The sequence below is a fragment of the Priestia sp. 3CA3 genome (assembly GCF_056836725.1).
Map to the genome: position 1 here is coordinate 514,035 of NZ_JBXENJ010000001.1, position 14,626 is coordinate 528,660.

Consider the following 14,626-nt stretch of genomic DNA (forward strand, 5'->3'; position numbering starts at 1 on the left):
ACTTCGTAAACAAGTAAGATGTTACAAGAGGTGAAGTGTTAATGGAACGATTACAAAAAGTGATTGCTCACGCAGGTGTAGCATCAAGACGTAAAGCTGAAGAATTAATCGGCCAAGGCCGAGTGAAAGTAAATGGAAAAGTTGTAAAAGAATTGGGCACGAAAGTAGGTCCTAACGATAAAATTGAAGTAGACGAAGTGCCGGTAGAAAGCGAAGCGCCCGTTTATTTTATGCTATACAAACCAAGAGGCGTGATTTCAGCTGCTAACGACGACAAAGGAAGAAAAACAGTCGTTGACTTCTTTCCGCATGTAGAAGAAAGAATTTACCCGATTGGACGTCTGGACTATGATACGTCGGGTCTACTTCTTTTAACAAATGATGGTGAATTTGCTAATCAGCTAATGCACCCGAAATTTGAAGTGGATAAAGTGTATGTGGCTAAAATTAAAGGAATCCCAAGTCGTGAAAGCATCAGACAGCTGCAGCGCGGAGTGATGCTTGAAGACGGAAAAACAGCACCAGCTCGTGCAAAAGTTCTTTCCATTGATAAAAGCAAGCAGACGGCGATCGTAGAACTGACGATTCACGAAGGGAAAAACCGTCAAGTACGTCGCATGTTCGATGCAATCGGACATTCTGTATTAAAGTTAAAACGTGAGCGCTACGGACCTTTAGACTTACGCGGATTAAATGCAGGAGAAGCACGCGAGCTTACGGCTCATGAAGTCAAACAATTATATTCAATGTCTCAAACAGGTAAGTAATTTTCACTTACCTGTTTTTTTTATGAAAAATGTCGTGAATTAGAAAATCAAGCAAGGTTTTTTGAAAAAATGTCGAACTTGTAGAATGAGAGGAAGACTTCACAGAAACGTCGAAATATTATCGGAAAGCCACTACCAAAAAAATGATATAATGGTAGAAAAAAAGCGTATTGAAAGCGGTTAAAAGGAGTTCGTGCTATGAAAAAAAAGCGCTTGATTATTCGAACAGTTATATTAGCAGTTTTACTGTGCGCGGTTGGATATACCCTTTATGCTCAATTTTTTGCTGATAAACAAAAGGTATCGGTAGGAGATGAGGCACCTGACTTTATATTAAGAGATATTAATGGAGAAACTCATCAGCTATCAGATTACAAAGGCAAAGGAGTTTTTTTGAATTTTTGGGGAACATGGTGCAAGCCCTGTAAACAAGAGATGCCGGCGATGGAAAAGCAGTATGCAGCATATAAAAAGCAAGGCGTTGAAATTTTAGCTGTTAACGTTGCAGAAACGAATATAGCGGTAGAGCAGTTTGCTAAACAGTATGGGCTATCTTTTCCAATTTTGATGGATAAAGATTCACAAGTGTTGGGTGCGTACGGGATAGATCCTCTTCCGACTACGTTTTTAATTGATAAAAACGGAAAGATTGTAGACAGCTTTATTGGCGGATTAGAAGAATCTAAAATAAAAGAATATATGGAAGAAATTAAACCATAGGGAGTGTTGACAATGAAACACGTAAAATGTGAATGTGGACACGTTAACCCGCATGGTACGATTTTGTGTGAAGCCTGTGGTAAACCAATTGCAGAAGAAACAACTGAAAAATTAGTAGATATGCGTTATGAAGGAAGCGCAAGGCGATCGCAAACGTACAATAAAACAGTTATCGATAAAATATGGAATTTTTTCTCTTCTGTAAAGGTAGGCATTTGGATCATTATTGTGACGCTTGTTGCGTCTGCAGTCGGAACCATTTATCCTCAAGAAGCTTACATACCTCCTAATGTGACAGCAGGTGAGTATTATCAAAAGGAATATGGATGGACAGGAGAGCTTTATTATAAGTTAGGTTTTCATCATCTCTATGAATCGTGGTGGTACTTGCTTTTAATTGCTGCTTTAGGAATGTCGTTAGTCATTTGCAGTTTAGATCGAGTAGTGCCTTTGTACCGAGCTCTAAAAAAGCAGAGTGTAACAAAACATCCAAACTTCTTAAAGAGACAGCGTTTATACAGCACTTCATCATCGTGGACGGATCAAGATTATGAACATGTAAAAAGCATGCTGAAAAAAAGAAGATACTCTATTCGCGAAGAAAAGGGCAATCTGTTGGCTGAAAAAGGACGCTTCTCAAGATGGGGTCCATACGTTAATCATATCGGTCTCATTATCTTTTTACTAGGTGCTATGCTTAGATTTGTACCAGGTATGTATATAGATGAAGTTCTTTGGATCCGTGAAGGTGAAACAAAAGTTATTCCTGGGACGAACGGAGAGTATTTTTTGAAAAACCATCGTTTTACTGTGGAAACGTATGATAAAGATAGCGAAAGCGCCGTGTTTCAAGAAGCAATTGATCGTGCAGGGAATAATAAAGTAGCCAAAAAATATGAAGCGGATGTTAGTCTGTATAAGCGCGAAGGAAAGCTTATACCGGGAGCAGATCCAAAGCTAAAGAAAATAAAAGATTCAGAGATTCGTGTGAATCAGCCGCTTAAGTTTGAAGGATATGCCATGTACCAAGTGGACTTCAAGTTAAATGAGTTTAGCTCTATGTCTTTCCATTTAACAGATAAAAATGCAAATAAAAACGTTGGTTCACTTACAGTAGATTTACATAATCCAAAAGCAACATATGATATAAAAAACGGATATAAAGTCAAGCTCATGAGCTACTTTCCAGACTTTTTCTTTGATGATGAAGGAAACCCAAATACAAAAACAAGAGTGCCTAACAACCCGGCTTTTGTATTTAAAATGATTACGCCTCAGCATAAAAAAGGCGAAGTTGCTTTTGTTGGAATTAGAGAGAACTTGGAACCGCTAGGAAATAACGATTATAAAATGACCTTTGCTGGTGTAGAAACGAAAAATGTAACGGGATTAACCGTTCGCAGAGACTATACGCTTTGGTTTTTAGGGATTGGCGGAGCCATCTTTATGATTGGTGTGATTCAAGGGATGTATTGGAATCATCGCCGCATGTGGATTCAAAAAGTCAATAATGAGATATGGTTGGCCGCACATACAAATAAAAACTGGTATGGTCTTAAAAAAGAATTAAATGGTTTATTAGAATCCACATCCCTCACACAGCTGAAGGACCAAAATGATAAAGAAACAAAATAGGAGGAAAAAGCATGGATTACGCGAGTATAAGTAGTAATTTACTGTATGTGGCGTTTATTGCTTATTTAGTTGCAACCTTTTTTTTCGGAGGAGCTATTCGAGATAAGCGAGCAGCTCAAAAGAAAACAAAGTGGGCAACGTTTGGAATTGCGGTTACCATCATCGGTTTTATTGCACAGATTGGCTATTTCATTACAAGGTGGATTGCATCAGGCCACGCTCCTGTTAGTAATTTATTTGAATTTACGACGTTTTTTGGCATGATGCTTGTTGGCGCATTTATTGTTATTTACTTTATTTATCGTCTTAGCATGCTTGGACTTTTTGCCTTGCCGGTGGCTCTTTTAATCATTGCTTATGCAAGCATGTTTCCAACTGAAATTACGCCGCTGATACCAGCTCTCCAGACGAATTGGCTGCATATTCACGTTACAACGGCAGCTACGGGTGAAGCCGTGCTTTCCATTAGCTTTGTTGCAGGATTGATTTATTTAATCAAAACAATTGATCAATCCAAGCGAAATAAAAAAGCATTTTGGCTGGAATTCATCCTGTATACGCTTATTAGTACGCTTGGGTTTGTAGCGGTGACGCTGGCTTTTAATGCGGCTCACTACGAGTCATCATTTAATTGGGTTAATAAAAGTGGCGAACAAGAGCAAGTCGTATATCATATGGTTCCGCTAGTGGGGCCTCATCAAAGTGAGTGGACAGACGGGAACGACATACAGCCGCTTGTTGATATGCCGGCTATTATCAATGCTAAAAAATTAAATACGGTTATTTGGTCGTTAGCCGGTGGGTTTGTCTTATATTGGCTGATTCGTCTTATTTTACGGAAGCGAATTGGAGCCGCACTGCAGCCGCTTGTAAAGCAGGTAAACAGCGACTTGCTTGATGAAGTAAGCTACAGAGCAGTGGCGATTGGATTTCCTATTTTTACATTAGGAGCACTTATTTTCGCTATGATTTGGGCTCAGATGGCCTGGACGCGCTTTTGGGGATGGGACCCCAAAGAGGTGTGGGCGCTGATCACCTTTTTATTTTATGCCGCTTTTCTTCATCTTCGGCTGTCTAAAGGATGGCACGGTGAAAAATCAGCTTGGCTGGCAGTTGGCGGGTTTGCCATCATCATGTTCAACTTAGTGGCCGTGAACCTAGTTATTGCAGGTTTACATTCATATGCGTAACCTTTAAAAATAGAATAGAGGCTGAAATAAAGATATTTTAGTTGAAGAAGATCCGAACGATGAGTTGAGATTCTTGATGGAGAATCACATTCGTTCGGATTTTTTTATTTGCATGGTGAACGGAGGCTTCATATATGTAGTTGCTTCTAGCTCCTGTATTTTATTTGTCCATCTGTAGATTGGATGGATTTCGATATGTCTCAACCTCTTTTTTGAGGAAAAAAGCTATTTTTCATAAAGGTGTTCACGAATTGTCACATTGTTTGGGTAACATAAGTAGAACTCGCCGGTTTTTTTTTGTACACTAAGACTAGGAGGTTGAAAATACATGCAAAACGAACAAAGATTACTGCTAGTAGACGATGAAGATCGCATTAGACGATTGTTAAAAATGTACTTAGAAAAAGAAGGATACATCATTGAAGAAGCAGCCGACGGGCATGAAGCAATCGAAAAAGCGTTACACATAGATTATGATTTGATTGTATTAGATTTAATGATGCCTGGCATAGACGGTATTGAGGTCTGTAAACAAATTCGCGAGAAAAAAGCAACTCCTATTATCATGCTTACAGCTAAAGGTGAAGAAGTAAACAGAGTCCAAGGGTTTGAAGTAGGTACAGATGATTACATCGTTAAGCCGTTTAGCCCAAGAGAAGTGGTTCTTCGCGTAAAAGCACTGCTTCGACGTTCTTCTCAAGCAACGTTTATTCAGCCAGAAACGAGCGTGAAAAACCTTATTGTCTTTGATCACTTAACGATTGATAATGATGCACATCGCGTTACAGCAGACGGAAAAGAAGTTAACTTAACTCCAAAAGAATATGAATTATTATGCTACCTTGCAAAAACGCCAGATAAAGTATACGACAGAGAGCAGCTGCTGCGTGAAGTGTGGCATTATGATTTCTTTGGAGATCTTCGTACGGTAGATACGCACGTCAAGCGTTTGCGTGAAAAGTTAAATCGCGTATCGTCACAAGCGGCGAAAATGATCGTAACCGTTTGGGGAGTAGGGTATAAATTTGAGGTTGAAAATAACTGATGTTTTGGAGAAGTGTAGTTGGTAAACTATGGTTTACTATCCTATTGCTCGTTACGCTTGTTTTATTTATTTTGACCATTTTACTGCTTCAGTTTTTTGAAAATTATCATGTTGTAGACGCAGAAAACCGTTTAACTAAAACGGCTGCTAAAATCTCTACCATTGTGCAGGAAACAGAGGATGAAAAGCTAGGACTATCCATTGCTCGTGAACTTGCAGATCAAGCAAGTGTAGTTATTGTTCAAGATAAAGATTTCTATTGGCATTCCACACATCCTGATAAAGAAAATAAGAAAGCTATTTCGGCCATTGTTAAACAAAACGATCAGCTAAATCAAGTGGTTGAAAAAGGCAAAGTAATACGGGAAAAAATGTACATGACCACAAAGAAAGACACGAGTGATGAGCCTTTAATGTTTGTTGTCGGTGTACCTTTAATGAAAGATAATAAACCGACAGGCGGCGTTTATCTGTATCAATCTCTTTCTGAAATTGAAGAGCCCGCTCAATATACGACTAAGTTCATTTTATTGGCTGCAGGTATTGCTATTATTTTAACTACTATCTTTGCTTTTTTCTTATCCACTCGAATTACAGCACCTCTTAGAAAAATGAGGCAGGCGGCATTTGAAGTAACCAAAGGGAACTTTGATACAAAAGTACCTATTTTAACTCACGATGAAATTGGAGAGTTAGCGATTGCTTTTAATCAAATGGGCAGGCAGTTAAAGTTTAATCTCAATGCGCTCAATCAGGAAAAAGAACAGCTTTCAAGTATTTTAAGCAGTATGGCAGACGGTGTTATTACGTTTAGTAGAGACGGATCGATTTTAATTACCAATCCCCCAGCGGAGCATTTTCTTCAGACTTGGTATTACGAGCAGGATGTGAACAACCAGCAGGTGCCTGAGCTTCCAGCAAACGTCGTGCATTTGTTTCAAACGGTAGTAGAGACTGAAACGGAGCGAAGTGCAGAGTTGAAAATTCAAGGGAAAACGTGGGTCATTTTAATGTCACCGCTCTATAATCAAACGAAAATCCGCGGTGCTGTAGCTGTACTGCGAGATATGTCTGAAGAGCGTAAACTTGATAAATCAAGAAAAGATTTTATTGCAAACGTGTCTCATGAATTGCGTACACCTATTTCTATGCTTCAAGGTTATAGTGAAGCTATTATTGACGATATTGCAAGTACGGATGAAGAAAAGAAAGAAATTGCACAGGTGATTTATGATGAATCACTCCGTATGGGCCGGCTTGTAAATGAACTTTTAGATTTAGCGCGAATGGAAGCGGGACATGTGCAGCTTCACTTAGAATCTGTAGCAATGGTTGAATTTACAGAACGTGTTTTGCGCAAGTTTCAAGGGTTAGCTAAAGAAAAACATATTAAACTGTCTCTTAATGGAAAAATAGAAGATGAATTTGAAGCGATGATTGATTCAGACCGTATGGAACAAGTGCTGACAAACTTAATTGATAATGCCATTCGTCATACGGATGACTACGGAGAAGTAAAGCTGCATCTTGATAAAAGTCAATCCGAAATCCATCTTTCTGTTCAAGATACGGGAGCAGGGATTCCAAAAGAAGATCTTCCGTTTGTATTTGAGCGATTTTATAAAGCTGATAAAGCTAGAACGAGAGGAAAGTCAGGAACTGGTCTTGGGCTTGCGATCGCTAAAAATATCGTGGAGGCACATCAAGGGATTATTGCGGTTGAAAGTGAATTAAATGAAGGAACAACTTTCTTTATCAAACTGCCAAAGTAAACACATGCTAATTAACAGTTTGTCTTCGGCTGAAATAATAAGAATAGCAAAGAGATGTGATTCATTGGAGAATCACATCTCTTTATTTTTTCTATAAACAAGTCTAAAAAAGAAGGAATTGGCATATAGTATGTTTTGTGTGCAAAGATCTACATAGGAGGTTCTTTCTTCATGATTGACGTGTTAAGAAGAATATTGGTTGTATTAGTGATGGGATTGTGTATAGGTCTTTTATTTTTGGGCGGGCAAATGGTAAAGGCAGAAGAGAAGCAGTGGGAGTGGCCGGTTGAAGGAGTCTTAACCGATATATTTGGTTCTCGTCACGCCAAACACTTTGGAATCGATATAGCAGCACCTGTTGGTACACAGGTGTATGCTGTTGCAAAAGGAGTGGTGAGCCGCTCTTATTATTCAAATACATACGGGCAAGTTGTTTTTATCAAACAAACAAATGGATACGAAACGGTCTATGCTCATCTAGAGAAACGACTTGTTGCAGAAGGAAATTCTGTAGCCGCAGGTCAAAACATTGGATGGGTTGGCAATACAGGACGATCTTCAGGTGCACATTTGCATTTTGAAGTTCATCAAGGAAGTTGGAATCCGGATAAAACCAATGCGGTAAACCCACTCGCCAAATTGGACAGGCAAAAACTATCGGCATACGTAAAAAACGATTTAGCTGCCACGGTTTTTCAGCAGTTACATCAGGCTTCTGATAACTGTATTCTTATCCATCAAGGAGATACATTATCTGAACTTGCGGCCAAATATGAAGTCGATGTGGAGCAGCTAAGAAAGTGGAATCATTTAAAAAACACCGCTTTAAATGCAGGACAAGTGTTAAAAATAAGTCCATAAAAAAAGAGCCGCTAAGGCTCTTTTTTCAATGTCACAACTCAATGCGCTGTATGGTCACAATTTCGCTTGTTTGTTTTAATGAAGTGATGACAGAATCATCTAAAAGTTTATCAAACGTGAGCATCATAATGGCTTCGCCGCCTTTTTGCTTACGGCCCACTTGCATGGTAGCAATGTTAATACGTAAATCTCCAAGTACTTTCCCTACATTTCCAATAACTCCGGGCTGATCACTGTGACGGATATAAAGAAGATGTCCTTCTGGATAAAAATCAATATCAAACGAATCAATATTAACAATTCGAGGTCCATATCCTGCTATATAAGTGCCCGTAATCGTAAATGTACGCTGTTCGCCTGTTACTGTAACGTCAATTATATTAGAATATCCTTGTGTATCTTCCGATGTTTTTTCACCAAATGTAATTCCTCGTTCTTTGGCAATCATAGAAGCATTGACTTCGTTAACAGGTGAGTCAATACGATGGGTTAAAAAGCCTGATAACAAGCTCCGTGTAATATAAGTGGTTTCTAAATCCGTCACTGTACCTCCGTAGGAGATCGAGATATGCTGAACGGGTTCTCGCATGCATTGAGATAAAATAGCTCCCATTTGTTTAGTAAGGCTCGTAAACGGCTGAATTTTTTCAAAAACTTCTTTAGAAAGCGTTGGTAAATTAATGGATGAACTTACAGGATTACCTTCTAGAAAACGCAGAACGTCATGTGCCACGTCTTCAGCAACGTTAAGCTGGGCTTCTTTTGTAGAAGCTCCTAAATGGGGAGTTGTAATAACTTGATCAAAATGTAACAAAGGGTTATCAATCGGCGGTTCAACTTCAAATACGTCAATAGCTGCACCTTGAACATGGCCAATTTCTAAATAATGAACTAAGGATTTTTCATCAATGATCCCGCCGCGTGCGCAGTTTAATAAAAATACACCCTTCTTTGTTTTGGCTAATGTTTCATGATTGAGCAATCCCTTGGTTTCTTTCGTAAGCGGAGTGTGTACGGTAATTACATCCGCTGCTGCTAGTAATTCATCCAGGGATAATAGTTCTACGCCTAGTTTTTCAGCTCGGGAAGAGGTTAAAAAAGGATCGTAAACGTGAACGCTCATATTGAAGGCTTTTGCGCGTTTAGCAAGCTCTGAGCCAATTCGTCCAAATCCGATAATGCCCAGGTGTTTGCGATTAAGCTCTGTTCCAACAAATGCTGAGCGGTTCCATTCGCGCGCTTTGACTGAAGCATTTCCTTGGGGGATATGCCGAAACAAGCTAGCCATCATAGCAAATGTATGTTCCGCCGTTGAAATGGTATTTCCGTTCGGTGCGTTAATAACGACAACCCCTCGTTTGGTTGAGGCTTCAATATCAATATTATCGACACCTACTCCAGCGCGAGCAACAATTTTTAAATTCGGCATTTTTGCCAGCAAATCCTCTGTAACCGTCGTAGCACTCCGTACTAAAAGCGCATCGTACGTATGCAAATCATTCTCAACTTCTTCAACTTTTTTTCGCGTAAGATTCACATGAGGAGCTTCAAGTAGTGGAGCAAGACCTTCATTGCTAATTGAATCAGCTACTAATACGTTATACATGACGTGAACATCTCCCTTGGATTTTACTATCATCAAATATTTGATAATTTACCATGTTAAAAAAATTCTGTCAATTATATTTTTTAAACTTTACAATTAGTTATCAAATACACAATTGTAAACGTAAAATTGAAACTATAAATATGTCATAATGCTGTTGGTTATGCACTTATTTCCTTATTTTACATATAAAACAGTAATGAAGTTTATAAAAGACATCAATTTAATAGGAAATAAAAAAACTTCTTTATTTACTTTTAATTCGAGATAACATATAATAAATTCATAATTAAATATTGGTCTATCTTCGGGGCAGGGTGAAATTCCCGACCGGCGGTAAAAAAACAAATTGTTTTGAGCCCGCGAGCTTATATGTAATGCATACGAGCAGATTTGGTGAAATTCCAAAGCCGACAGTACAGTCTGGATGGGAGAAGGTGGAGGTTCAGCGTTCAAAACCTAATGTGATGAACGTTTATTAAATATGCCTGCCATGTCTCCTCTCAACGAATCATTTGTTGGGAGGTTTTTGCGTGGGGATATGAAGTTGAACCTTTCTTCTTTGAAGAGTGGATCACAAAGAAGGAGAGAGGCAAGATGCAACAAAGTAAGAAAACTCAAAAGCTGGTTGTACTAGGAATGTTAAGCAGTATTGCTTACATTTTAATGATGATTAATTTTCCGATTCCTGGATTACCTCCGTTTTTAACAATTGATTTTAGCGAAATTCCTGCACTCGTAGCAGCAATTATATTTGGACCTATGGCTGCTGTTATAGTAGAAGGAATAAAAAATTTATTGAATTATTTAATTCAAGGAAGTGCCACAGGGGTTCCGGTTGGTCAAGTGGCGAACTTTGTAGCTGGTTTACTGTTCGTTCTTCCTGTATCATATATGTTCCGTCGATTTAAAACAGCTAAAGGCGTAACGATAGGTTTGGTTACGGGTACGGTTGTAATGACGGTACTCATGGCTGTCTTAAATTATTATGTCTTTTTACCGGCGTATACAATCTTCTTACAATCGCCAGAAATGTCTAGTGAACAAGCGCGTCAATATATCGTTGCAGGTATTTTGCCGTTTAACTTAATAAAAGGAGCAGCAACAGGGGTTATTTTTGTCTTATTGTTTTCAAAAATGAAGCAATGGATCACGCGCCGCGTTGCTGTTTAATTCAATCGCTCTCCCGGGGAGAGCGATTTTTATATATAAAAAAACCTGCAGCATGTACTATACTACAGGTTTGTTCAATACTTATTCGAATTTATTAGCATCGCCTTCGAATTTTTCATCCGCTACGCGAATTGAATCCGTAGGGCAGCCTTCCATTGCATCCATCATATCATCTTCTAGATCTTCTGGAATTTCTACTACACCTTGGTTATCATCTAATGTTACGAATGCAATACCTTCATCATCATAATCATAAATGTCTGGTGCTGCTGCTCCGCAAGCGCCGCATGCGATGCAAGTATCTTTATCAACAATTGTATATTTTGGCATAACAAGACCTCCTGTAAAGTGTTCGAAAATTTCTTATTATATAATCTCTTCGCGAATCAAGAGTGAAATTTCTCCTTATTCATTGTAAAATGATTTATAAAACTTTTCAATAGAAAAGTCACTGAGAATGCTTATCAAATCAAGGTTTCTTCACTTATCCAAACGTTTTGATACATAAAGGAAAGAGCTAAAAAGCCTTTATCTCACATGCTATTGGTCACTTTTGGTACAATGAATGAGAAAGGAAGTTGACACCTTTGAATTATATTCAAGTTAGCATTTTATTTTGTATAAAACAGTTAAAAGGTGAGCGAACCGCCTATGGTATTTATCATTTATTAACAGGTAAAAAGTCAGCGCAAACAATTCAAGACGGAAAAATTTTTGGAATCTCTTTTCTTTTTCAGTCATTTCTTTACTTAGATAAACGGTCTTTTGAAACCTGCGTTGCATATTTAAAAGAACAGCAGTATATCGAAGAAACTGAAAATCAAAAGTATGTGATGACAGATAAGGGACGAACACGCCTTGAAGATGAACTGACGGCTCGGCCCTTTCATCCAGCTTTAGACGGATGGAAATTCGCAAGCAGTACTCAATTATTTTTAGCAAGAATCACTTTGTTCATTCAGACCTTATCAAACCTACAGTATTTTCAAAAAGGGTTTTTACCCATTTCCAAAAATCCTGAGGTCATTCAATGGGTCAAAACGTATATTATGTCTCAAAAGCAAACGCGTCAAGAGTTAGCCGCCGAGCTATTCAAAGAGCTCCGAACGTGCTTGAAAGATTGTACGGAACGGGATGCGTCTCTTTTTGTTTTGCAACTGACTGGATACGAAAGAGTAGGCTTTACAAAAAATCAGTTAGCATATCAATATGAACTCGATGAGCATTATGTGCATATTCAACTTTTAGGGGTTATTCATCATATCATTGAAAAAGTGAGTCAAAATAATGAAAGCTTTCATGTACTTTCTTCTTTTTTGCATGATCTATATTTAGAATTGCCTTTGACAAGCTCGACGTTAAAAACGTATAGCTGGCTTCAAAAAGGAAAGGCGCTTGAAGAAATTGCTTATATAAGGCGTTTAAAAGAAAGTACAATTGAAGATCATATTGCAGAATTAGCTCTGTTTGTTCCATCTTTTTCAATCGATGCATACGTATCGCCTAAGCAGCAGGAAGAAATTATCTCGGCTTTTGAAAGTTTGCGTACAAATAAATTAAAGGCGATAAAGGAAGAAGTAAAAGACGACGTTACCTATTTTCAGATTCGTCTCGTATTAGCAAAACATTTTACCTGATACTAAAAAAAGTGGTGTTTGATGTGAAGATAGAACAACTTCTACAGAAACAATTTGGCTATAGCCAATTTCGACTAGGACAAAAAGAGATTATTCAAGATATTTTAACAGGTCATAATGTGTTAGCGGTTCTTCCTACAGGAACAGGGAAATCATTGTGCTATCAGCTCCCCGCTTATGTGTTGAACCGACCGGTGCTGATTGTATCTCCTTTAATTTCACTGATGGAAGATCAAGTTCAACAACTAAAGGCAAGTGGAGAAAAGAGAGTTATTGCCTTAAATAGTTTCCTACAACAAGAAGAAAAAAGACGGGCGCTAAAAGATTTAGCTTTTTATCGTTTTATTTATGCATCTCCTGAAATTTTGCAAAACGCTGTTGTGGTAGAAGCATTAAAACAGGCAAAGGTAGGCCTTTTCGTTGTGGACGAGGCGCACTGTATTTCTCAGTGGGGACATGATTTCCGTTTGGATTATCTTCAGTTAGGAGATATATGGAAGGAACTTGGCAGTCCGCTATGTCTGGCACTAACAGGAACTGCGACTAGGGAAGTAGTGGAAGATATTAAGCGCTACTTATCGCTGCCTGCTGTCAACGAGCACATCTATTCCATGAATCGAAGTAATATTGCGATGAAAGTTGATTTTGTTGCAAGTATTGAAGAGAAAAAAGAGAAGTTGCTGATGTACGTTAGTGAACTGCAAAGTCCAGGAATTATCTATTGTTCCAGCCGATCTTGGACAGAAGCATTAACACAGCTTCTAAAGGAAAATGGGATACAGCGAGTGCAGTATTACCATGGGGGAATGGAACCGAATGAAAGAATGCTTGTTCAACAGCAATTTTTAGAAAATCAGCTGGATATCATTTGCTGCACAAGTGCATTTGGAATGGGGGTTAATAAATCGAATGTTCGCTTTGTTATTCATTTTCATACACCTACGCAGCTAGAAGCATACGTACAGGAAATTGGAAGAAGTGGACGCGATCAGCAAAACAGTATTGCGATTTTGCTTTATGCCGAAGGAGACGATGATTTTGCTCATTCTTTACTTGAAATTGAGCTTCCTTCTTCAGATATCATCTTATACTGCCTGTCGTATTTACGAAATCATGATCAGGCCATTCCTTTAAAACAAGTAGAGTCTCATTTTCTTTATACAGTGGGTATTCAAGAAACACATTGGCGATTTATTCGTTATTATTTGTACAGAGAAAATGTAGTGGAAAATGAACATGTTGAACCTAGGAAAATCCCTGAATCGCTGCATGAAACGATTGTTGCAGCTGTAAATAAACGTCTTCGAAACAAACATGACAAGTACCGTGCGATGAAGGAGTTTATTGAGGCAAAAGAATGCCGTCGTCAGGTGCTGCTTGGCTATTTCAATGAGCTGGGAAAATCAGAGCTTCAGAATTGTTGCGATTGCTGCGGATTGGATTTAGAAGCCTATAAAAAAACAAATGGTGAGCAAGAGCAATGGACATTTCAAGGCTGGGAATTAGAATTAGCTCGTTTGCTTCGTCAAGGAGAGATATAATGGCAAAGTCACAGCAAGAGCTTATTTCATCCATGACGGATGCAGAGCTGGTTAAAAATTTATATGTAACGCAGCTGCTCATCTGCTTTATTGCTTTAGGCATCGGTTTTTTCACATTTGATTCGTGGCATTCCTTTTTACAGTTTTTTGAGCTGGATTGGGCTTCTATTTTATTGTACGGGGGAGGTACAGCTCTCTTGGTAGTAGGAGGAGATATGCTTCTAATGAAGTGTGTACCCGAGCATTTATATGATGACGGAGGGATTAATGAACGTTTATTTGCTAATCGTTCCATTCCTCATCTAGCCCTTATTTGCCTAATCGTTGCCTGTTCAGAAGAAATATTATTTCGAGGGGTTATACAAGTTCAGTTTGGCCTTTTTTGGGCGAGTATCGTATTTGCACTCGTTCACATTCGATATTTAAAAAAGTGGTTTCTTTTTATTTCGGTTGTGGTTTTAAGCTTTTTAATAGGGTTGCTGTTTTGGTGGACTGAAAATTTGTATGTCACGATTTTTACTCATTTTCTCATTGATTTTTTATTAGGCCTGCAGATACGAAAGTCAAAAGGGAAATCTGTACAGTCAGAAGAACTCATGCAGTAAAGGTTAAGGAAACAGCCATTATTTTCAGTGTTATCCACATAATCTTTTATATTCACTCATATGTTGTACTAGCA

Annotated in this window: 13 protein-coding genes and 1 riboswitch; of the genes, 11 read left to right on the forward strand and 2 right to left on the reverse strand. The window is 38.4% G+C overall.

What is annotated here, in order from left to right; all coding sequences use genetic code 11:
• The first annotated feature begins 41 nt into the window (after positions 1-41).
• From AC1VNJ_RS02675 to AC1VNJ_RS02705, 7 genes are all read left to right on the forward strand, one after another.
• Entirely contained in the window at positions 42-767 is a 726-nt protein-coding gene (locus AC1VNJ_RS02675) for a pseudouridine synthase (protein ID WP_028411537.1), read from the forward strand.
• Between the two features lie 198 nt (positions 768-965).
• Positions 966-1,487, forward strand: a complete 522-nt coding sequence (gene resA / locus AC1VNJ_RS02680; protein WP_028411536.1) for a thiol-disulfide oxidoreductase ResA — start codon at positions 966-968, stop codon at positions 1,485-1,487.
• Positions 1,488-1,499: 12 nt separating this feature from the next.
• Complete coding sequence (gene resB / locus AC1VNJ_RS02685; protein ID WP_482640291.1) at positions 1,500-3,122, forward strand: cytochrome c biogenesis protein ResB; 1,623 nt, start codon at positions 1,500-1,502, stop codon at positions 3,120-3,122.
• An 11-nt stretch (positions 3,123-3,133) separates the two neighbouring features.
• The gene (gene ccsB, locus AC1VNJ_RS02690) at positions 3,134-4,312 is read left to right on the forward strand and encodes a c-type cytochrome biogenesis protein CcsB (RefSeq protein WP_034270935.1); all 1,179 of its coding nucleotides are present in this window, start codon (positions 3,134-3,136) and stop codon (positions 4,310-4,312) included.
• Between the two features lie 328 nt (positions 4,313-4,640).
• Positions 4,641-5,357: a response regulator transcription factor gene (locus AC1VNJ_RS02695; RefSeq protein WP_013059051.1), complete on the forward strand. Its 717-nt coding sequence runs from the start codon at positions 4,641-4,643 to the stop codon at positions 5,355-5,357.
• Entirely contained in the window at positions 5,357-7,129 is a 1,773-nt protein-coding gene (locus AC1VNJ_RS02700) for an ATP-binding protein (RefSeq protein WP_033579740.1), read from the forward strand. The genes AC1VNJ_RS02695 and AC1VNJ_RS02700 overlap by 1 nt, the downstream gene beginning before the upstream one ends.
• A 171-nt stretch (positions 7,130-7,300) precedes the next feature.
• Complete coding sequence (locus tag AC1VNJ_RS02705) at positions 7,301-7,990, forward strand: peptidoglycan DD-metalloendopeptidase family protein (RefSeq protein ID WP_482640292.1); 690 nt, start codon at positions 7,301-7,303, stop codon at positions 7,988-7,990.
• 31 nt (positions 7,991-8,021) lie between these two features.
• Here the strand turns inward: AC1VNJ_RS02705 and serA are convergent, their stop codons facing one another.
• A complete protein-coding gene (gene serA, locus AC1VNJ_RS02710) occupies positions 8,022-9,596 on the reverse strand; it encodes a phosphoglycerate dehydrogenase (protein ID WP_482640293.1) in 1,575 nt (524 codons plus the stop codon).
• A gap of 299 nt (positions 9,597-9,895) precedes the next feature.
• Positions 9,896-10,039, forward strand: a riboswitch (FMN riboswitch).
• Between the two features lie 154 nt (positions 10,040-10,193).
• Here serA and AC1VNJ_RS02715 point away from each other — a divergent pair.
• Positions 10,194-10,769 carry an ECF transporter S component gene (locus AC1VNJ_RS02715; RefSeq protein ID WP_482640294.1) on the forward strand — a complete coding sequence of 192 codons (576 nt, stop codon included), beginning with the start codon at positions 10,194-10,196 and terminating at the stop codon, positions 10,767-10,769.
• Between the two features lie 81 nt (positions 10,770-10,850).
• On the opposite strand, the gene AC1VNJ_RS02720 is transcribed toward AC1VNJ_RS02715, so the two are convergent.
• Positions 10,851-11,099, reverse strand: a complete 249-nt coding sequence (locus AC1VNJ_RS02720) for a ferredoxin (protein WP_013059046.1) — start codon at positions 11,097-11,099, stop codon at positions 10,851-10,853.
• A gap of 257 nt (positions 11,100-11,356) precedes the next feature.
• Between AC1VNJ_RS02720 and AC1VNJ_RS02725 the strand changes: the two genes are divergently transcribed.
• Genes AC1VNJ_RS02725 through AC1VNJ_RS02735 form a run of 3 tightly spaced genes read left to right on the forward strand, consistent with a single transcriptional unit; the run spans position 11,357 to position 14,552 of the window.
• On the forward strand, positions 11,357-12,406 hold the full coding sequence (locus AC1VNJ_RS02725; protein ID WP_048019801.1) for a YpbB family protein: 1,050 nt from the start codon (positions 11,357-11,359) through the stop codon (positions 12,404-12,406).
• Between the two features lie 23 nt (positions 12,407-12,429).
• Positions 12,430-13,947, forward strand: a complete 1,518-nt coding sequence (locus AC1VNJ_RS02730; protein ID WP_028411528.1) for a RecQ family ATP-dependent DNA helicase — start codon at positions 12,430-12,432, stop codon at positions 13,945-13,947.
• Positions 13,947-14,552 carry a CPBP family intramembrane glutamic endopeptidase gene (locus AC1VNJ_RS02735; protein ID WP_028411527.1) on the forward strand — a complete coding sequence of 202 codons (606 nt, stop codon included), beginning with the start codon at positions 13,947-13,949 and terminating at the stop codon, positions 14,550-14,552. Before AC1VNJ_RS02730 ends, AC1VNJ_RS02735 begins: the two co-directional genes overlap by 1 nt.
• The last annotated feature ends 74 nt before the right edge of the window (positions 14,553-14,626 follow it).